We start from the raw sequence: 20,408 nt of genomic DNA on the forward strand, positions 1-20,408 counted from the left end.
AGAATTGAAACCGGCTGTCAGGCTGCCTGATTGCATCGGTTTCGGTTCATGGTTCTCAAATTATTAATTATTAATTGTTAATTATTAATTGAAAACATGCCCGAACAGCTCCCCCCCGGCTTTTCGTCGCTGACGGCCCCCGGACGGGCCTACGTGCCCCAGGAATCCATGCTGGCCGTGGAGACGCGCAAGCGCCGCCTGTTTATCGGGCTGCCCCGCGAAACCTCGCTGCAGGAAAACCGCGTGGGCCTCACCCCCGAAGCGGTGAAGCACCTCGTCAACGAAGGCCACGAAGTGGTGCTGGAAAGCGGCGCCGGGGAGCCCAGCAAGCACTCCGACCACGACTATTCCGAGGCCGGGGCCAGCATCGTGTACACGGCCCAGGAAGTGTACAAGGCCGATATTCTGCTGAAAATCGCGCCGCCCACGCTGGAGGAGATGGAGCTGCTGCACCCGGGGCAGACCTTGATTTCGGCCCTGCAACTCGGGGCCGTGTCGGTGGAGTACCTGCTAGCCCTGCAGCGCAAGAAAATCAACGCCATTGCCTTCGAGCTGATCAAGGACCCCTCGGGGGCCAAGCCGGTGGTGCGGGCTATGTCGGAAATTGCCGGCTCCACCGTCATGCTGGTGGCGGCCGAGTACCTGGCCCGCGGCAACGAAGGCAAGGGCATCATCCTCGGGGGCATTACGGGGGTGCCGCCGTCCCAGGTAGTCATTCTGGGGGCCGGCACGGTGGCCGAGTACGCCGCCCGCGCCGCCATCGGCCTGGGGGCCGACGTGAAGGTGTTCGACAACCACCTCTACAAGCTGCGCCGGCTCAAGCAGAACCTGGGCGCCCCGCAGCTGTACACCAGCACCTTCGATACGTACACGCTCAACCAGCAGATCCGCCGCGCCGACGTGGTTATCGGCGCGCTGAACGCCGAGGAGGGCCGCATTCCGTTTATGGTGGCCGAGGACGTGGTCAGTACCATGGCCCCCGGCTCGGTCATTATCGACGTGAGCATCGACCAGGGCGGCTGCTTTATGACCAGTGAGCTGACCTCGCACGCCCGCCCGGTGTTCCGCAAGTACGACGTGATTCACTACTGCGTGCCCAACATTGCCGCCCGCGTGCCGCGCACGGCCACCAACGCGCTCAGCAACATCTTCACGCCCATCCTGCAGGAAATCAGCCAGCACGGCGGCATCAACGAGGCCCTGTTCAACGACGAGCATTTCCGCTCCGGCGTGTACCTCTACAAAGGCTCCCTGACCAACGCCATGATTGCCCGCAAGTTCAACCTGCGCTACAAGGAGCTGGGGCTGATGATTGCCGTGCGCAACTAACATCACGGATTTCTGCGGATTTGACGGATTACACGGATTTCGTAGACGATTATCGTCCGCGCCAGCCGTGCAGTAGCGCGAACCGCAGGTCAGCGGAGCTAACTTGTAGTTCGCGTATCCAGCACGTTTGTCGTTGACAGATAAACAACGAGTCGTTCCGAATACGCGAAGCAGAGCTTGACTACGTCGACCTGCGGTTCGCGCTACAACGCGGACGACAGCCAACGGCGCGGCGGTGGCTGAACGGTATTTTGGGTGCGGCCGGCTGGGCGAATTATTCCAAATTCGCCCCATGACTTTCTCCGCCGACCGCCTCACCTCCCGCCCCGTGCTCGACTGCTCCGCCGCCGAGCAGGCCGAAGCCATGAACCGCTCGTTTGAGCAGTACATCGTGCCGCTGCGCTTCGACGTGGCCGCGTTTCAGCGCCGCTTCCGGGGCGAAAACCTGGACCCCGTGGCCAGCCGCCTCTGGTACTGCGACGGGGAGTTGGTGGGCGTGGTGCTCATCAGCCGGCGGGGCTGGACGAGCCGAGTGGCCGCTATGGGCCTGGTGGTGGAGGCGCGGGGCCAGGGGCTGGGCAAGCCCATGCTGCAAACCGCCGTGGACGAGGCCCGCAGCCGCGGCGACCGAAGCATCATGCTGGAAGTCTTCACCAACAACCCGGCCGCCATCCGGCTCTACGAGCGGCTGGGGTTCGGCATCACGCGCACGCTCAGCGGCTTTCAGCGCCCCGCCGCTCCGGCCCCCGCGGCGGCGGATGAGTTGCAGGAAACCGACCCGCTGGCCGTGGCGCGGCGCATCGCACAGCACGGCGACGAGGCGCTACCCTGGATGCTGGCCCCCGAAACCCTGGCCGCTACCACCGCGCCCTACGTGCAGGCCTGGCAGCTGCCGGGCGGGCAGGCCCACGCCCTCGTGCGCCCCGAGGCCGACAAAACCGTGCTGCTGGGCCTGGTGGTGCCCGCGCCGTTGCGCCGGCAGGGCTGGGGCCGCCGGATGGTGCGGGCCCTCGAAGCCCGCTACGCCGACCAACTGCTGCTGATGCCCTGCCTGCTGCCGCTCGGCGCGGGCCAGGAATTATTGAAGCATTGCGGCTGGCAGCCGATGGGACTGGAGCTGTACGAAATGGAACGGCCGCTGTAGCGTTATACTGCGGCTTGAAACCCGCCGTCCATTCGCAGCTCGTTCATTTATGCTATCCATTCGTTACCTGACAACCTACGGAGGCGTGGGCCTGCTGCTTGGTGGCCTGCCGGGCTGCCAGTCGGGGCCCTCCGCGGCCGAGCTGCGCCAGCTGCAGGCGCTGGACGCCACCCTGCAGCTCAGCAACGCGGGCCGGGCCCGCCAAGCCACCGGCTACGTGGGCGGTATCGAGCGAAACGTGACGCGCAACCGCGGGCAGCCCAAGGACGTGGCCGTGCTGCACCTGGCCCAGCAGGTGCAGGCCCGCGCCCAGGCCGAAGTACGGTACCTGCGGCGGCTGCGGCAGCGGCTGCTGGCCGGGCGGGGGGCCGCGGCCTCACTGGGCGCGACGGAGCCCGTAGCAGCCCTGCTGCTGGCCCCCGGCGGCGCGGCCGACAGCCTGCAGCGGCGGCTGAACGCCTACGCCCGCTTCGTGCAGCAGATTCTGCCGGCCCAGGATACCATGCTGGCCGCCGATGCCCGCCACGACCTGCGCGTGCAGGAAGCCGTGGGTAAAGAACTGAACGAGTGGGGCTTCAGGGAGCTGCATTTCCGCGGCGCCAGCGTGGCCTCGGCCCTGGCCACGCTGGCCCGGCAGGAAGCCGACGTAACCCGGCTGGCGCGGCAGGCGCTGGAGAAGCTGGCCGAGAAAGTGGGCTCGTCCTGCATCGTGTTCGAGCGGATCGGGGCCGTGGCCGCGCCCGAGTCCAATACCGTGCGGGAGGGCGACACCTACCGCGCCACCCTGTACCTGGGCACTACCGGCTCGGAGGTGTACGGTGTCCGCATGACGGCCAACGGGCAGCCCGTTAAAGTCAATTACGATATGCATGGTACCGTGCAGCTGCCCGTGCCCGCGGCGGCGCCCGCGGGGCCGGCCGCCTGGGAGGCCGTGGTGCAGGGGCGCTACGGCGGGCGCGACACCACGTTTCGGCTGCGCGTGCCCTACACCATTCAACGCCCGTAAGTCATGCCCTCGATTCGCCTTGCCGCCGTTAGGCGGGCTGTTTTCCCGATTTTCCGGCGCAGCACGCTGCTGGGCGGCGCGTTCATCCTGCTCGTTGGGGCCCCAGCCTGCCAGTCGCGCGCCGACCAAGCCGCCCAGCTGCGGCTCAAGTTCATCGACGATACCCTGCTGACCACCAACGACGAGCTGAGCCGCGACAACGACCAGGCCGTCAAAGGCATCCGGGCGCAGGTCGAGCGAAACCAGCGCCAGCCCGCCGAGCTGCGCGTACTGCGCCGGGCCGAGGCCGTGCACGATAGCACCCGCCAGCTGGTAGACTACCTGCGCGGGCTGCGCGACCGGCTGCTGCGCCAGACCGACAACGAGCATTATTTCCGCCAGCTCGGCGGGCGCCGGGAGGTAGCCGCGCTGCTGGGCGGCCCCGGCACCGCCGCCGATACCCTGCACCGGCAGCTGCGCGCCTACACCCGCTACCTGCGCCAGGTAGCCCCGGCCGCCGATTCCGCCGCGCTGCCACCCGCCGATTTTGCGGAAGCCTCGGTGGCCGGGGCGCTGGCGACGCTGGCCAGCCAGGAAACGCGCCTGTTGCTGCGCGAAGCCGCAGGGCTGGCCGCGCTGCAGCGCCGGGTGACGGTCAACACCCTGGACCACAGCTACCGGGTGCTGGCTACCGCCGAAGACAACGTGGTGGCCCCGGGCACCACGTACCGGGCCAATCTGCTGCTGGCCGCGGCCCTGCACCGCCCCACGAGTTTTGCCATGACGGCCAACGGCCAGCCCGTAGCCCCGGGACCCGACGGGTTTGGGCAAGTGGAGTTTGCCGTGCCGTCGTTGCGCGGGGCGGCCCGCCGGCAGGCCCGCTGGACGGCCACCATCACCGTGCGCCAGTACGGCCGCGACTCCACGTTCCGCGTGCAGGTGCCTTACACCATTGTCCCGCGCCGCTAGCTCTGGTCAGATGAAAGCTACCCACCGGAATATGTGTCGCTACGCCTTGACGGGCTTGTTGCTGGGGCTGGCGGCCTGCCAAGCTTGATCTACGCAAACCGAGATGCTACGCCTGAATTTGTTAAGTAGAAGCTGATAGCCCGACAACGCCTCGGTGGCAAACCGCCGTCAAGCAGAGGGCCTGGAGACAGGCAGGTGAAAACCCACACTCAACTGATCGACTTGGCTGTAATGGCTCAAAGCGCCGGTGTGCGCGCTGAAGCTCGGCAGTTGTAGATGCTGAATTGAATAGACTATAAAACAGTCGCCTTAGTCATCCGGCCAGGGAGACTGTCAGCCGATAAAGCTGATTTGTGTTACCAACGTTATAATTGAAACCGATACGCCGCCTGGGCGCCTATCCAAGTGACTTTACTAGTTACCTCGTTGTGGTAGCTTACCGGGTCCACATCCGGGGCAATGTCCCAGGTGGTATAGTCTAGGCGCCAACGGGCTCTTTCCTCGAGGCCTATGCAGGCAACCAGCCGGGTGGACAGGTGATGCCGCCGTCTTAGTTGCCACTCGTGGCCAGCCGCCAAATAGACTCCCCGCCGCGAATAAGAAAACCGGGTTGGCGTAACTGTAGCCTCCATAAATGGGGGGCCAATTCGAGTTCCACCCGTTATGTCGAACGTAAACGCGGGCCGTGCATTATCAAAGGCGTAGCTTTTGAACGAGACGACTGGACCTGCGAAAAAGCCAGTAAGCACGTCAAGGCCCCCTTCGGCCAACCAGCGGTGCTGTCTGGCCGAAGAGGGGAAATAATAAACGACTGTCAGGCCCGCACGCATGTCTTGCTCAAATGATTTGCTGGTGCCGCGGACTCGCCACTGCTGACCGCCGGGTGCGTCGGCGTAGGTCTGAAAGGCCAATCCATGCGAAACAATTCCTGCGTTGAGCTTGACGCTCAAGTGGTCGGAACAGCGGTATTGACCGCCCACAGCAAAGGCGCGGCTGGGCATGTGATATACATCGAGGCGGTGGCTGACGAGGGCATCGCCCCAAAAATGAGTATATGCTCGGTTCAGTGACGCCTCTGACAGCACCGAAAAACGGCCCTGGGCAGCGGCCTCAGCCGTGCCCAGCCAGCCGACAGCCGCCATCCAGGGAGCCAGCGCCATCAGCCGGCAACCAGGTTGGGTAACAAGTGACCTACGCATTGGGCAATTAATTAATAGTAACGCGCCGGGAAATGATGCGGCCCCGGCCGGTCAGGCGCAAATAGTAGATGCCGGGCCGTATGCCGGTGAGCGAAGTACGGAAGGTGCGGGTGGTGTTGGCTGGTACTGAACCGGCGTAGATAGGGCGCACGTGGTTTCCCTCGGAGTCGTATAGCCCTATCGTAACTTGTTCTGTCCGGCCCAACTGCACGTTAACGTCTAGTGGGGTGCTAGCCGATGCCGGATTAGGATATTGTTGAAAAGTAATATTTTCTGATGAGCCGGCCGGAGGTGCCACATCGTAAAGCGCTACGTCGCCCTCCGGCTGAAACTTGGTGGAGATGCCGTAGCCTAGGTTGCCAACATCGGAGCCCAAGTGCAAGCCCACTTCCTCAGCAGTGACACCAGCTGACAGGGGGAGAATCAGCTCGCCCGCGCTAAGATGGGCAATCTGCACCCCGCTACTGTCGACGGTTTCGACGGTAGCATTTCGGAGCGCGCCATCCAGGGCTAGCTTGCCGTTATTGAGGCGAGCCCGGGTCTGCGCTACTAGGTGGCTAGCGTAGAAATTATCATCGTGAACGGCCGCGCTATCTTCAGCATTGCTTTGTGACCGGGTGAGCGAAATATTGAGGGCCGAAAAGTCATTAGGCGCATCGTATGGATAGTTGCGAAGTACTGCTCGGAAGTCATGTATTATTACTCGGTTATGTTCAGCATCGAAAGTAATTTCCCCGCTGGATGTTGTAACGCGCCGAAATTTGTCAGAAGATTCGGTGGGTTCGACAATAGGAAATGGACTGGTGGAATATTTCAGGTTAATAGGAGTGGAGCCTACGCAAGCGGCTCCCCAGTTGGAACAAATGGGATTTGGCGCACTCGCGTTTCCTTGGTGTTGTGTGTATGACCCGTAACCTCCAAAGTCATCAGTATAAGAGCTACCTTCAGTAATCTGAGCATAGCCGTATGCGTACCGAAAGATAAAATTACTATTAGTGGTCGGAAGAGTATAAGGTTGATTGATTCCTTTGCCAGTGCGTGGAGGTTCTTTCATGACGCAGAAATACAATTCAGCCTAAGAACGAGAGAATCCGCAATTCTCATGCTTTACTTTCGTCTTGTATAACTCACCACATTTTTTCGCGTCAACCTCTGTTTTATACTTATCCTGCCATGGACGGCAACTGCGGTGAGCGTGCGCCCAGGTGTCGCCCAGCGCGGCGGGGCTAATCAGTAACAAGGCTGCTGTTGCAGTTAGTTGAGGGGGAATACGTGTTTTCATATGCGCATTGAAATGATGGTGAGTTTGGTTTGACTGCCAGGGGGATTAATATAGAGGTAAGATGTGAAGATATAAATCCGTAACTGAACATATTTTTAGCCGCTGCCGACAGTTCAAGTTTGGATCGGCTATGGGAATTGAGTGGCGCGGCTTGTTGCCAAAAGGGGGCTACGGCCGGAGCATGATCTGCGTAACGTTTACCGCGCTGCCCCTGCCGCCCGGCCAGACGCGCCGGACCGCGTACTGGGAAGGCACCGTAACAGTACCCCACAACGGCCGCGACACCACCTTCCGCCTGCGGGTTCCCTACATTATAGTACCACGCCGCTAATCCGCCACGCTAATCGTTGCTCCGATGAACGCCGCTTATTCATTCCGCGCCCGCTTAGCCTCGGCCTGCTTGTTGTAGTGACCGGCTGCCAGGCGGGCCCTTCTGCGGCGGAGCTGCGCCGCCTCAACCTGCTGGACAAGGAGCTGATGCTGCTCAACGAACAGCAGGCGCAAAGCCACCGCGGGATGGTGCGGCACCTGGAAATCGAAGTAGCCAAAAACCGCAATCAGGCGAAGGATATAGCGGTGCTGGAGCACGGCAAAACCGTGCGGGCCCAAACGCAGCGGCTGGTCGACTACCTGCGCGACGTCCGGCGGCAACTGGTGCCGGCGGGTGAGCTGCCGACCCCGGAGCAACTGGCCGACCGCCGGGCCGCTGCACAAATTCTGCTGACGCAGGGGCGGGCCGATAGCCTGCAGCGCCGCCTGGACCGCTACGTTGACTTCCTGACCGCGGGGCTGGGCTCCGACCCGCGGCTGCTGGACCAGTTCAGTTTCCGGGCCCGGCGCGCGCATGGCGGCGACCAAGCAGCCGGGGCCAGCTTCGGGAAATACTACTTCGCGGATGCCAGCAGGGCCGCCGCGCTGGTGGAGCTGGCCCGGCAGGAGTCGGAAGTGCTCCGGCTGGAAGCGGCCCTGCTCGACAAGCTCAGCCAGCAGGTCGGGAGCATAGTCGACGTGTTCGACAAAATCGGCGCCTTTGCCTCGGCTGAGAGCAACGTGGTGGGGGAAGGAGAAACCTACCGGGCCGAATTGTTTCTCACGGCCTCCGCCAGCGGGGCCAGGCCGCTGATGAGCCTGAACGGGCAGCCGCTAGCAGTTGGCCCCGATGGCAAGGGCCGGGTAGCTTTTACCGTGCCCCGGCTCCCGCCGGACCAACGCCGCCAGACCGCCTACTGGGACGGGACGATATCAGTCCGCTACCACGGCCGCGACACCACCTTCCGCGTGCGGGTGCCCTACACCATCGTGCCGCGCCGCTAGAGCTTACTCCCCGGCCAGCAGCAGCGTTTTCCAGGCGTCGAGCAGGCGGCCTTCCTCCAGCAGCTGCTGGCCCAATAGCTGCAACTGCCGGCGCTGCAGGGCCGCGTCGTGCTGAAACTTGTTGAGCGTGTAGGCCACCAAGGGCTCTTGGCGGAAGGCCTGTACGTCCTCAGCCGAAGGCAGGGCGGCCCGCTCGATGTTGGCCAGCCGGCCCAGGTTGTTGCCCGTCAGCACCTCGGAGTGGCGGATGTGCGCGGGCAGCTCGTCGATGCCGATGCCCTTGTGGCGGTTGGGCTTGGGCACCTCGAACAGGCTTTCCGGGATGACGCGGCTGTACCAGTCGCCGCCCAGGCGGGCCACCGCGTCGAACTTGTGCGGGTCGATGCCGGGGCCGTTGGCGAGCAGAATGTCTTCGCGGAAATGGCTCTGCACCACGCGGCAGACCACCAGGTTGCCGCCGCCGTTGGAGTCGCCGATGGCAATGACCTGCTCCACCACGCACTCAAACGCGACGGGGCACTCGGCCACGCGGGGCGGGCGCACGTTGTCGGAGGCCAGCTCGGTGAGGCCGGCCTTGCGGAATTCGTTCACGTCCCGCTCGTACTCGGTGCTGGCCAGGGACATCTGCTCCACCAGGGCGTAGTCGCAGATGTTGATGACGCACTCCGGCACCTCGTCGCGCACGTTGTAGAGGGTGTGCTTCTGGGTGTTGTCGCGCACGCGGTTGGCCGGCGAGAAGATGAGCGTGGCGGGGTTGGAGCTGAACACGTTGAAAAACGAGAACGGGCTCAGGTTCACGTTGCCGGCGCGGTCGATGGTGCTGACGAAGGCAATGGGCCGCGGCGCCACCGCCCCGAGCATAAACTGGTGCCACTCGGGGCCGGGCAGGGTGCCGGGCGTGATGGTGCGAAACGCGGAAGCGGTGGGGGCGGGCAGGGGCATGGGGCGGACTTGGTTTGGCGGCCGAAGTTCGCAGGTTAGCCGGAATTAGTCGTCATACGCCCAGGTGCCGTCGGAACCAGAAAGATGCGCCTCGGTCAGCGCCCCGACGTAATAGCTCAGGTTATAGCCGGTCGGGGCCGCCGCCCGGCGCTGGTAGACAAAAGGCCGCGGGCGGAGCAGGCCGTAGGCCGTGGCCGGTAGCTGCGGCAGGTAGCCGGGCACGAGCTGGGCCAGGGAGTCGGGGTAAGCGCCCCGCTGTCGGCGGTAGGCTTCGAGGGCGGCCACTACCTGCGCCCGGCGGCGGTGCGTGGCCTGGTCCTGCTGCCGCCAGATGCCCAGCGCCAGCGGAAAGCTCACCACCATTACGGCCAGCGCCAATAGGGAGTAGCGCGTCAGCTCCCGAAAGCGGGGGCCGAAAGCCAGGTAGGGCAGCGTGGCCAGGGACACGAGCAGCGCCATGGCCAGCACCTGGGGAAAGAGCAGCAGTGCATCCGCCACTTCGGCGTGCAGAACCAGCAGCGCGAGCAGCAGGCCGAGGCTGAACAGGAGGTGCGGGCGGGACAAGGACATAGCGGCTACGGTGGGCAGCCGCAAAATAACCGTTGCGGGCCTTATACCTACCGGCAGCTTCCGCCGGGCTGTTGCCGCCCGCAAGTTCTGCCTAGCGGGCCAGACTTAGCGTGCTGGCCGGAGCCGCGAGGCGCTTGCCGGCTTTGCGCGCGCCGCGGTGCTGCTGAAAATAAGTGTGGGCGTCGGTGGCCATTTCCGACTCCGGCTCGGCCTGCTCCCGCACCAGGGCGAAGTAGCGCGTGGCGGCGGGCCAGTCCTGCTGTTGCTGGGCCAGCTTGGCCAGCTGCCAGTGAGCCGAGAGGTAGTAGCCGCCCTGGGTGTCGCCGCTGGTTTCGGCGAAGACCAGGCAGCGCTGGTACAGCTCCCGGGCCTGGGCCGCGTCCTTGTAGCGGTACTGCTGCAGGCAGGCGAGGAAGAAGCTGGCGTAGCGGCCACTCACGGCCTCGTAGCCCGGCAGGCCGCGGTTGATTTTGTCGAGGATGTCGCGGCTGACCCGCTCACACTCGCGCGGCTGGCCCTGTTCGAAGCACAGCTTGGCGTAGAAGCGCTGGAAGTAGGCGTTGTCGGGGTAGCGGGCGGCCAAGGTGCGGGCCAGGGGCAGCGCGTCCTGGGGCCGGTGCTCCTCGTAGTACAGAATCTGCAGCAGGAAATACTGCGTTTCGGGGGCGGTGTAGAAGCCGTTGGCGGCCACGCTGCGCAGCTGCTGCAGGCCCAGCTGCCGGTTGCCCTTGGGGAAAAACAGCAGCACCGGCCGCAGCAGCGGGTAGTTATCCGCAATCCAGGGGGCGTAGTAGTTGAGCAGGCCCTGCCCAAACAGAAACTCCGGGCTCAGCCCGTTGGCTTCCTGGCTTTTGCCCAGAAAGTCGAGGGCCCGCTTGCTGCTGACGGTGGCCCGGCGCCAGTTGTTGCGCTGGGCGTTCAGGCGGGCGTCGAAGCCGTAGGCGGCCGAGAGGAAAAAACAGGCCTCGTAGTTGCGGTTGTCCTGCTCGTACAGGTGCTCGGCCTTGCTGATGACCGTGTCCATGTAGGCCAGGAAGGGCCGGTCGTGGGCCGTGGTGCGCAGCTGCGAGGGCACCATCTGCCACCACTGGGCCAGGCCCAGCAGGAAGTAGGGCATGGGGTGCTCGGGGTAGCGGCGGCGCAGGGAGCGAAACTGCCGCTGGGCTTTGTCGTGCTTGAAGTTGTAGAGGTTGTCGATGGCCCCCTCCAGCTCCAGACGAATGTCCGCATCGAGCAGCAGCCAGCCCTTGGTGTCCACCGCTTCGGGCATCACCTCCACGTTCTGCAGGGTGATGTCGCGCACGGGAGCCGCTGGGGCGGCCGAATCCGCCGGGGCCTGGGCCTGGGCCGTGGGGCCACCGAGTAGGGCCGTCAGCAGCAGCGCCACGCCGGCTACCAGCCCGCGCAGCTTGCAACCCGGAAAAACAAAGCAGCAGTAGCAGTTTCCCATGCAGTGAGCGGTGGCTGGTTAATTAATTATTTTGGTACTAAATCAATGTGATGCCCCGGTGAAACAGCCGCAGAAGCAGGGCCAAAAGGCCAGTCTCGCTACAATTATCCGCCGGCCAGGCTCTTGGCAATACAAAGCTAATTATTTGTTTCGGCTTCCAGATTAGCGGATTTTGTGCAAGCTGATGAATTGTTAAACTTTGTTTGATTAGGATAAAATTATATCGGGCTAGTTCAATAAAAGTGGCTCGGTTCTCAAAATGGGTCAATGTTCTTATTTTGGGAAGCTTGCTGGCGTGGAAAGCAAGCCGTTTGACCAATTCCAAGGCCGAAACCCCCATCCAAGCGCCTTGCAAGGCACTGCCTGGGTGGTTAGTCCGCCCGCGGCATACTTTCGCGGACCGGGGCCGCGTTGCCAGCGGGTACCCGTATTGCCCGCTGCCCGTGCGTCTGCTATTCCTGCTGCTTCTGCTGGCCGGGGCCGCCTCGGCCGCGCCGCTCGTTCCGGCGCCCACCGCCGACTCTGCCCGCCTGCGCCGCCACCTGCGCTACCTCATGTCTACGCCCGCCCCGCGCAACCATCAGCACGTCGTTGTGCTCGACTCAGTGGCCCGCTACCTGGGCCGGGAGCTGCGCCGCAGCGGGGGGCGGGTATCGGAGCAGCCCTACGAAGTGAACGGGCAAACCTACCGCAACGTCATTGCCGCCTTCGGCCCCGAAACCGGTCCGCGCATCGTGGTGGGGGCGCACTACGACGTGTGCGGGGAGCAGCCCGGTGCCGACGACAACGGTACCGGCGTGGCCGCCCTGCTGGAGCTGGCCCGCCTGCTCGGCCAGCAAACGGGCCTGAAGCAGCGCATCGAGCTGGTGGCCTACACCCTGGAGGAGCCGCCTTACTTCCGCACCCGGCACATGGGCAGCTACGTGCACGCCAAGAGCCTGCACGACCAGGGGGCCGAGGTGCGCGGCATGGTGGTGCTCGAAATGCTGGGCTACTACGACGAGCGGCGCGGCTCCCAGCACTATCCCTTCGGCCCGCTCAAGCTGATTTATGGCACGCGTGGCAACTACGTCACGGCCGTGCGCAAATTCGGCCGCGGCCGCTTCAGCCGGCCCTTCGCGCGGCACTACAAGCGGGCCGCCGCCCTGCCGGTGCGCCGCTTCCAGGCCCCGGCCTGGCTGCCCGGCATCGACTTCTCCGACCACCTCAACTACTGGAAGTTCGGCTACTCGGCCCTGATGCTCACCGACACCTCCTTTTACCGCAACCGCAACTACCACCACGCCGCCGATACCCTGGAAAAGCTGGATCTGCACCGCCTGGCCCTGGCCACCGACGCCGTGCTGGCCGCTTTGCTGCGGGTGTAGCACACCATCCGTCATCCTGAGCGCAGCGAAGGACCCTCCTCACACCCCGCACCGCCGCTGCCTGCGAAGCACAAACGCTTTTCAGTAGCCCCAGAAGCGCCGTCGCTAATGTCCTGACGTTAGTAGCGACTCTTTTATCGTTCTGGCCGATTAACGTCTGCACATTGGCATCAGCGGCGGTGCGGGGTGTGAGGAGGGTCCTTCGCTGCGCTCAGGATGACGGCCTCTTAGATGACGACTTTGTAATCGAAGTGCTTTAAAAACCCAAAGCGCAACCGTTTCTGATAGGTTTAGAAGCCCCAAATAGGAGAGTACAGGCGGGTTTGGCGCCGGGCGCGTGTACATTGGTGGGCACGTCCTGTACCCACCAAGCCCCCGCTTCCTATGCATTCCCAGCTCCCGCACCGCGCCCCGGCCACCGAGGCCCGGGCCGCCGGCCCCGCACCGGCTCCCGCCGCCCACGACAACAACGCGGTGCCCGTCGGAAAAATCTGGCAGGTCATTACCGCGTCCTCCGTCGGCACCGTCATCGAGTGGTACGACTTCTACATCTTCGGCTCGTTGGCGGCCATCATCGGGCCGGTCTTGTTCGGCACCGCGGGCAAGCCTGAGGATACCCTGCTCGGGGCGCTGGCGGTGTTCGGGGCGGGCTTCGTGGTGCGGCCCTTCGGGGCGGTGTTCTTCGGCCGCATCGGCGACATGATCGGGCGCAAGTACACCTTTCTGCTCACCCTGCTCATCATGGGCGGGGCCACCGTCGTGACGGGCCTGATTCCGAGCTACGACTCCATCGGCGTGGCCGCCCCGCTTATCGTGCTGGTGCTGCGGCTGCTGCAGGGCCTGGCCCTGGGCGGGGAGTACGGCGGGGCCGCCACCTACGTGGCCGAGTACTCGCCCGATAAGCGGCGCGGCTACTTCACCAGCTACATCCAGATAACGGCCACCGCGGGCCTGGTGCTGAGCATCCTGGTTATCGTGCTGACCAAGAAATCCATGTCGGACGCCGCCTTTAAGGACTGGGGCTGGCGCGTGCCCTTCCTGCTTTCCGCGGCGCTGATTGTGGCCTCGTACTACATCCGCCGCAAGCTGCACGAGTCGCCGCTCTTCGCCAAGGCCAAGGCCGAGGGCCGCACCAGCCAGCACCCGCTGCGCGAGTCGTTTATGAACCCGGTGAACCGCCGCCTGGTGCTCATTGCGCTGTTCGGGGCCACCATGGGGCAGGGCGTGGTGTTCTACACCTCGCAGTTTTACGCCTACTCCTTCATGCAGAGCACCCTCAAGCTCGACCTCATCGACGCCAGCATCGTGCTGGTGGCGGCTATGGTGCTGGCTACGCCCTTGTTCGTGTACTTCGGCGCGCTGTCAGACCGCATCGGCCGCAAGCGCATTATTATGACGGGCATGTTCTGCGCGGCCCTGTTTACCGTGCCCCTGTTCTACGGCCTGCAGGCCTACGCCGGCCCGCTCACCGAGGTGACGCCCGCCACCGTGGACGCCGCCGGCAAAGCAGTAGCCGTGCAGAAGGCCCTCACGCCCAACCTGCCCATGATGACCGCGCTGACCTTCTGCCTGGTGTTGTTCGTGACGATGGTCTACGGCCCCATTGCCGCCTACCTGGTGGAGCTGTTCCCGACCAAAGTGCGCTACACCTCCCTCTCGGTGCCCTACCACATCGGCAACGGCGTGTTCGGTGGCTTCGTGCCGCTGGTAGCCACCTGGATTGCCGTGTGGGCCAAGGCCCAGCCCGAAGGCTCGTTCTGGCAGCAGCACGCCAGCCTGTCGGGCCTGATTTACCCGGTGCTGATTGCGGCGGTCTGCTGGGTTATCGGCACCGCGCTGATGAAGGACGTGCGCAACGTGCGGATTATGGATTGATGCGGCACAAAGCTCCGTTCCGCGCTCCTGACCTGGTCGTCACCGCTACATCCGGCAACTTCCAACGACCGAAACCATCTGAATGGCGGTGGAAATGCTCTTATAAGCACTGGAAACCGATAAAGAAGAACGAAAACGTTCTAAGAAGTGGCGGCAAAGGACGTATAAGCGCCGAAAATCATCTTAGAGGCGGCGGAAACGGACAAAGAAGCACCGGAAACCGGCTCAGAAGCGCCGGAAACAGACGTAGAAGCACGCAGGACTAACAAAGAGCCGGTTCAGGCTTGAAAAGAATCGGGCCGGGTGAGCTGGGAAGCTGCTCGGCTCCGCGAATCGGCGCCAGCGCCCCGCCGCTGCGACTCCCGCACCACATTCTGCGACAATCCGACAACCGGGGCGCGGCGGCTTTTTCGTAAACTGCCGCCCGAATACCAACCAATACCCCATGCCAGCCAACCACCCGCGCATCCGCTCCTTCGAAGACTACCAGACGGCCTACCGCCGCAGCGTCGACGAACCCGACGCTTTCTGGGCCGAAGTAGCGGAGCCCTTCACCTGGCGCCGCAAGTGGGACTCGGTGCGCGGCGGCGAGTTTTCGCCCGCCGGCCGCAGCACCTGGTTCGACGGCGCCCGCCTCAACATCACCGAGAACTGCCTGGACCGCCACCTGGCCCAGCGCGGCAACAAGCTGGCCATCATCTGGGAGCCCAACGACCCCAAGCAGCGCCATTTGCGCCTCACGTACCGCGAGCTGCACCAGGAAGTGTGCAAATTCGCCAATGTGCTGCACAACCTGGGCGTGGAGAAGGGCGACCGGGTGTGCCTGTACCTGCCCATGATTCCGCAGCTGGCCGTGGCCGTGCTGGCCTGCGCCCGCATCGGGGCCGTGCACTCGGTCGTCTTCGCTGGCTTCAGCAGCACCGCCATTGCCGACCGCGTCAACGACGCTGAGGCCGCCTTCGTCATCACCGCCGACGGCCTGAACCGCGGCCCCAAGCAGATTCCGGTGAAGCGCGTGGTCGACGAGGCGCTGGCCCACTGCCCCACGGTGCGCAAGGTGCTGGTGGTGGAGCACCTGGGCTGGCCCGTGCAGATGCAGGAGGGCCGCGACGTGTGGTACCACGAGGAAGTGGAGGGCGTGGCCAAAACCTGCCCCGCCGAGGAAATGCAGGCCGAAGACCCGCTGTTTATCCTCTACACCTCCGGCTCGACGGGCAAGCCCAAGGGCGTGGTGCACAGCACCGCTGGCTACATGGTCTGGGCCGACTACACCTTCCGCAACGTGTTTCAGGTGGAGGAAAACGACGTGTACTGGTGCACCGCCGACATCGGCTGGGTCACGGGGCACTCGTATTTGCTCTACGGTCCGCTGCTGGCCGGCAGCACCTCGCTCATGTTCGAGGGCGTGCCTACCTACCCCGACGCCGGCCGCTTCTGGGAGGTGATTGACAAGCACTCGGTCACCATCTTCTACACCGCGCCCACCGCCATCCGCTCCCTCATGGCCGCGCCCCTCGACAACGTGCTCAGCTACTCGCTCGATTCGCTGCGGGTGCTCGGCTCGGTGGGGGAGCCCATCAACGAGGAAGCCTGGCACTGGTACCACACCCACGTGGGCAAGGAGCGCTGCCCCATCGTGGACACTTGGTGGCAGACGGAAACCGGCGGCATCATGCTCTCGGCCCTGGCCGGCATCACGCCCAGTAAGCCCGCCCACGCCGGCCTGCCCCTGCCGGGCGTGCAGCCGGTTCTGCTCACGCAGGAAGGCCAGGAAATCGAGGGCAACGAGCAGGAGGGCTACCTGGCCATCAAGGCCTCCTGGCCGGCCGTCATCCGCACCACCTGGGGCGACCATGAGCGCGCCGAGCAGACCTACTTCCGCCCGTACCCCGGCACCTACTTCACCGGCGACGGCGCCCGCCGCGACCAGGACGGCCTCTACCGCATCATCGGCCGCGTCGACGACGTCATCAACGTGTCGGGCCACCGCTTCGGCACCGCCGAAATCGAAAACGCCATTAACCAGAACCCCCACGTGGTGGAATCGGCCGTGGTGGGCTACCCCCACGACGTGAAGGGCCAGGGCATCTACGCCTACGTCATCCTGCAAAACGGCGTGCCCGACAAGGAAACCGAGCGGCAGCACATCGAAGCCAGCGTCATCGAAACCGTGGTGGCCGAAATCGGCAAAATTGCCCGCCCCGACAAGATTCAAATCGTGTCGGGCCTGCCCAAGACGCGCTCCGGCAAAATCATGCGCCGCATCCTGCGCAAAGTAGCCGAAGGCGAAACCAGCGCCCTCGGCGACACCACCACCCTGCTGGACCCGGCCGTGGTCGACGAGATTATCCAGGGCCGGAAGTAAGCGGTAGCACTGGTAGTCATTGCGAGCGAAGCGCGGCAATCGTTCCTCCAGTAGTAGAAACGCCACAACTGGCAGACACCGCAAACGGCACCGCCTGAAACCAGAGTCACTTGGTTTCGGGCGGTGCCGTTTTTGGGTCGTAGGTATTTTGCCGGCAGTGCTACTGGAGGAAGGATTGCTTCGTCCTTCGTCCTCGCAATGACTGCCAGTGCGGCCGGCAGTCGGACCTACTCCTCGTAGTACGCCCCGCGGTAGTGCTTCTGCCGCTTGGCTTTCTTCTTGCCCCCGTCGGCCGACAGCCACAAGACCAGCCCGCCGGCCACGGCCGTGAAGGCGGCCAGGCGCAGCACCAGGCCGGTGCGGTCGTGCTTCCAGGAGGCGTTGTAGCCCTTTTCCTTCCAGATGTTGGGGAATTTGCCGTGGGCAATGTCCTCGATGATGCCTTCCACCACGTTCACGCGGTCGGCCAGGATGAGCGGCAGCCAGTGGTTGTACTCATTCTCGCTCCAGCGGAAGGCCCAGCGGCGGATCATACCGCTCAGGCCCACCGGGGGCGAGGCAGTGCCAAATACGGCCGAGAGGTTGGGCCGCTCGATGGAGTGCAGCACTTCCACGTCGGCGGGCTGCTGGGTGGGCCGCTCCCAGGTGTAGCCCTGCTGCTCCACGTCGGTGCGGTTGGGCTTCATGGGGTAGGTCGGGTCGTTCTGCGGGTCGGCGTCGATGCCCCAGCCCGGCACGGATTTCGGGTCGATAACGTGCTTTTGCATGGTGTTTCGCGGGGTAGGGTGGAAGGTTAGCGGGCCGAGTCCATGACCAGCACCGGCTTGATGCAGTTGTCGAGCTTGTCGGAGAACAGGCGGTAGCCGTCGGCCACTTCCTCCAGCGGAATGCGGTGGGTAATCAGCTCCTTGGGGCGGATGACGCCGTTCTGCACGTGCTCGATCAGGCGCGGCAGCAGGCGCTTCACCGAGGCCTGGTTGGCCCGTAGGGTCAGGCCCTTGTTGAGCACGTTGCCGATGGGCACCAGGTTATCCGTCGGCCCGTACACGCCCACGATGCTCACGATGCCGCCCTTCTTCACCGAGTTAATGGCCCAGTGCACGGCCGTAGCCGAGCCGGCCTGCACCAGCAGCTTGCGGCCGGTAATGGTCTGCAGCACGTCGCCGGCGGCCTCGGCCCCCACCGCGTCGATAACGCAGTCGGCGCCCAGCCAGTCGGTTTGCTTCTTGAGGAACAGCACCGGGTCCTGCATGTCGGTCTTGAAGTTGTAGACCTCGGCCGGGGCGTAGTGCTTCACGAACTCCAGCCGGTAGTCGACGTGGTCGAGCACGATGACGCGGCCGGCCCCGAACAGCCAGGCGCAGCGGGCGGCCATAATGCCCACGGGCCCCGCGCCGAACACCACCACCGTGTCGCCGGGCTGAATGCCGGCCATTTCGGCGGCCTGGTAGCCGGTGGGCACCACGTCGGTGAGCAGCACCGCGTCGTCGGGGTCCATGCCCTCGGGAATCACCGTCGGGCCGAAGTTGGCGTAGGGCACGCGCACGTACTCGGCCTGCCCGCCGTGGAAGCCGCCGGCCGTGTGCGAGTAGCCGAAGATGCCGCCCACGGCCGTGGCCATGGGGTTCGACTCGTGACAGTTGCCGAACAGACCCTGCTGGCAGAAGCTGCAGCGGCCGCAGGCAATGTTGAAGGGCACCAGCACCATGTCGCCCACCTTGAGCTTGGTCACCTCGGAGCCTACTTCGACCACCTCGCCGATAAACTCGTGGCCGAAGGTGGTGCCCACGCGGGTGTCGGGCACGTTGCCGTTGTAGAGGTGCAGGTCGGAGCCGCAGATGCAGGAGCGCGTCACCTTGACAATGGCGTCCTCGGGGTGCTTGATTTCCGGCATGGGTTTTTGCACGGCGCGGACCCTTTTCGGGCCCCGGTAGTCCATGGCTAGCATAATGGTCGGGTTTTGGTTGGAAGAAGGAGACAGTACATACAGCCAGCCGGAGCGGTCCACATGGCCCCCACCGACTGCTATCGGCATCCACTTACTACTGTCTCCACCACGGGTGGTTATTGCCGAGCTGCCCCCTCTTCGCCTGATTTACGTGTTTACCCAGGCTTTATTAGGTGTAAATACGGTCGGTAAAGGTGGCCTAAGCCGAACGACCAGCCGACTTACACAAGGATGGTAAACAAGGTTAGGAAATGAAAAAGCAGCTGGTAAACCAGTTTACCGGCAAAGGAAAAACGGCCTCAGCGGGGAGCTGAAGCCGTTTTTGCTGAATATAATGAGTCTGCTCTATTCCGCCGGCAGCACCGTGCCGCGCACCTCCCCGAAGCCGATGCGCAGCGGCCCGCGCTGGCAGAAGCCGCGCATCACCACCGTGTCGCCGTCCTGGATGAACTTGCGCTGCGAGCCGTCGGCCAGGGTTAGGGGCTTGGTGCCGCGCCAGGTCAGCTCCAGCATCGAGCCGTAAGAGTCGGGGGCGGCGCCGCTGATGGTGCCCGAGGCGTACAGGTCGCCGATTTCCAGCGGGCAGCCGTTGGAGGCGTGGTGCGTCAGCTGCTGGGCCATGCTCCAGTACATGTCCTTGTAGTTGGTGCGGCTGATGACGGTTTCCTCGCCGCCGGCCGGGGCCAGGCTCACTTCCAGCTGAATGTCGAAGTTGTGGGCGCCGGGCTGCTGCAGGTAGGCGAGGGGCTCGGGCTCCTGTTGGGGGCCGGCCACCCGGAAGGGCTCCAGCGCGTCCATGGTCACCACCCAGGGCGAGACGCTGCTGCCGAAGTTCTTGCCCAGAAACGGCCCCAGCGGCACGTACTCCCAGCTCTGCAGGTCGCGCGCCGACCAGTCGTTGAACAAGAGCAGCCCGAAGATGTGGTCCTCGGCGTCGGCCAGCGGCACCGTCTGGCCCAGTTGCGTGGCCTGCCCCACCACCATAGCCACTTCCAGCTCAAAATCCAGCTGCTGCGAGGGGCCGAAGGTCGGCACCTGGGCATCCGGCGCCTTGCGCTGCCCGTTGGGCCGGCGGATATCCGTCCCGCTGGCCACGATGCTGCTGGTGCGCCCGTGGTAGCCGATGGGAATCCAGCGCCAGTTGGGCAGCAGGGCATTATTCGGGTCGCGGAACATGGTGCCCACGTTGGTCGCGTGCTCGATGCTGCTGTAGAAATCGGTGTAGTTTTGGGGCTTCACCGGGCGCAGCAGCTGCACCTCGCGCTGGCGCAGCAGGCAGGTGCGCATGGCCTCCTCGTTGTCGCGCAGCTCCCCGTTGTCGTGGCGCAAGAGCTGACTCACGCGCTGGCGCACGGCCCGCCAGGCCGGCCGCCCCAGCTTGATAAAGGCATTGAGGGAGCGGCGGCGGAACACCTTGGGCTGGGTGGGCAGGTCCAGCCCGCGGAAAAAGCCGAACTGACTTACCGCGTACAAATCCAGCACGTACTCGCCGATGGCCACGCCCACGCGGGTGCCCCGCTCCTCGGTGTAAAACACGCCGAAGGGCAGGTTCTGGAGGGGAAAGTCGCTGTGGGGCGGAATATCAATCCAGGAGTGCAGGGCGGGGTCGTTGGGGTTGGCCATGTGCGGAAAGCGGAAGGGTGGTGTGCGGGCAAAGGTAGAAGCAGCC

Annotated in this window: 16 protein-coding genes; 8 read left to right on the forward strand and 8 right to left on the reverse strand. The window is 64.3% G+C overall.

Going from position 1 to position 20,408, the window contains the following annotated elements; genetic code table 11:
- The first annotated feature begins 96 nt into the window (after window positions 1-96).
- From EJV47_RS05755 to EJV47_RS05770, 4 genes are all read left to right on the forward strand, one after another.
- On the forward strand, window positions 97-1,329 hold the full coding sequence (locus tag EJV47_RS05755; protein ID WP_126692173.1) for an alanine dehydrogenase: 1,233 nt from the start codon (window positions 97-99) through the stop codon (window positions 1,327-1,329).
- 292 nt (window positions 1,330-1,621) lie between these two features.
- On the forward strand, window positions 1,622-2,473 hold the full coding sequence (locus EJV47_RS05760) for a GNAT family N-acetyltransferase (RefSeq protein ID WP_126692174.1): 852 nt from the start codon (window positions 1,622-1,624) through the stop codon (window positions 2,471-2,473).
- Between the two features lie 49 nt (window positions 2,474-2,522).
- Window positions 2,523-3,479 (forward strand): hypothetical protein, encoded by a 957-nt coding sequence (locus EJV47_RS05765; protein ID WP_126692175.1) that lies wholly within the window; start codon window positions 2,523-2,525, stop codon window positions 3,477-3,479.
- 3 nt (window positions 3,480-3,482) lie between these two features.
- On the forward strand, window positions 3,483-4,427 hold the full coding sequence (locus EJV47_RS05770) for a hypothetical protein (RefSeq protein ID WP_126692176.1): 945 nt from the start codon (window positions 3,483-3,485) through the stop codon (window positions 4,425-4,427).
- Window positions 4,428-4,792: 365 nt separating this feature from the next.
- Here the strand turns inward: EJV47_RS05770 and EJV47_RS05775 are convergent, their stop codons facing one another.
- Together EJV47_RS05775 and EJV47_RS05780 are read right to left on the reverse strand one after the other, a co-directional pair.
- On the reverse strand, window positions 4,793-5,587 hold the full coding sequence (locus EJV47_RS05775; protein ID WP_126692177.1) for a hypothetical protein: 795 nt from the start codon (window positions 5,585-5,587) through the stop codon (window positions 4,793-4,795).
- 46 nt (window positions 5,588-5,633) lie between these two features.
- Window positions 5,634-6,680: a T9SS type A sorting domain-containing protein gene (locus tag EJV47_RS05780; protein ID WP_126692178.1), complete on the reverse strand. Its 1,047-nt coding sequence runs from the start codon at window positions 6,678-6,680 to the stop codon at window positions 5,634-5,636.
- Between the two features lie 636 nt (window positions 6,681-7,316).
- On the opposite strand from EJV47_RS05780, the gene EJV47_RS05785 reads away from it, so the two are divergent.
- Window positions 7,317-8,222 carry a hypothetical protein gene (locus EJV47_RS05785; RefSeq protein WP_126692179.1) on the forward strand — a complete coding sequence of 302 codons (906 nt, stop codon included), beginning with the start codon at window positions 7,317-7,319 and terminating at the stop codon, window positions 8,220-8,222.
- Between the two features lie 3 nt (window positions 8,223-8,225).
- Here EJV47_RS05785 and EJV47_RS05790 read toward each other — a convergent pair whose 3' ends face one another.
- The 3 genes from EJV47_RS05790 to EJV47_RS05800 form a co-directional block, all read right to left on the reverse strand.
- On the reverse strand, window positions 8,226-9,164 hold the full coding sequence (locus tag EJV47_RS05790; RefSeq protein ID WP_126692180.1) for a flavin reductase family protein: 939 nt from the start codon (window positions 9,162-9,164) through the stop codon (window positions 8,226-8,228).
- A gap of 45 nt (window positions 9,165-9,209) precedes the next feature.
- Entirely contained in the window at window positions 9,210-9,734 is a 525-nt protein-coding gene (locus EJV47_RS05795) for a hypothetical protein (RefSeq protein ID WP_126692181.1), read from the reverse strand.
- Window positions 9,735-9,825: 91 nt separating this feature from the next.
- On the reverse strand, window positions 9,826-11,184 hold the full coding sequence (locus EJV47_RS05800; protein ID WP_207895833.1) for a tetratricopeptide repeat protein: 1,359 nt from the start codon (window positions 11,182-11,184) through the stop codon (window positions 9,826-9,828).
- Between the two features lie 443 nt (window positions 11,185-11,627).
- On the opposite strand from EJV47_RS05800, the gene EJV47_RS05805 reads away from it, so the two are divergent.
- The 3 genes from EJV47_RS05805 to acs all read left to right on the forward strand — a co-directional run bounded on the left by EJV47_RS05805 (window position 11,628) and on the right by acs (window position 16,791).
- A complete protein-coding gene (locus EJV47_RS05805) occupies window positions 11,628-12,551 on the forward strand; it encodes a M28 family peptidase (RefSeq protein WP_243651025.1) in 924 nt (307 codons plus the stop codon).
- A gap of 384 nt (window positions 12,552-12,935) precedes the next feature.
- Window positions 12,936-14,426: an MFS transporter gene (locus EJV47_RS05810; protein WP_126692182.1), complete on the forward strand. Its 1,491-nt coding sequence runs from the start codon at window positions 12,936-12,938 to the stop codon at window positions 14,424-14,426.
- Window positions 14,427-14,871: 445 nt separating this feature from the next.
- Window positions 14,872-16,791: an acetate--CoA ligase gene (gene acs, locus EJV47_RS05815; protein WP_126692183.1), complete on the forward strand. Its 1,920-nt coding sequence runs from the start codon at window positions 14,872-14,874 to the stop codon at window positions 16,789-16,791.
- 227 nt (window positions 16,792-17,018) lie between these two features.
- On the opposite strand, the gene EJV47_RS05820 is transcribed toward acs, so the two are convergent.
- The 3 genes from EJV47_RS05820 to fahA form a co-directional block, all read right to left on the reverse strand.
- Window positions 17,019-17,558 carry a hypothetical protein gene (locus tag EJV47_RS05820; protein ID WP_126692184.1) on the reverse strand — a complete coding sequence of 180 codons (540 nt, stop codon included), beginning with the start codon at window positions 17,556-17,558 and terminating at the stop codon, window positions 17,019-17,021.
- 26 nt (window positions 17,559-17,584) lie between these two features.
- A complete protein-coding gene (locus tag EJV47_RS05825) occupies window positions 17,585-18,739 on the reverse strand; it encodes a zinc-dependent alcohol dehydrogenase (RefSeq protein WP_126692185.1) in 1,155 nt (384 codons plus the stop codon).
- 345 nt (window positions 18,740-19,084) lie between these two features.
- Window positions 19,085-20,362, reverse strand: coding sequence for a fumarylacetoacetase (gene fahA / locus EJV47_RS05830; protein ID WP_126692186.1), 1,278 nt, complete (start codon window positions 20,360-20,362; stop codon window positions 19,085-19,087).
- Between the last annotated feature and the right edge of the window lie 46 nt (window positions 20,363-20,408).

Origin of the sequence: Hymenobacter gummosus (assembly GCF_003970915.1) — a bacterium.
Lineage (GTDB): Bacteria > Bacteroidota > Bacteroidia > Cytophagales > Hymenobacteraceae > Solirubrum > Solirubrum gummosum.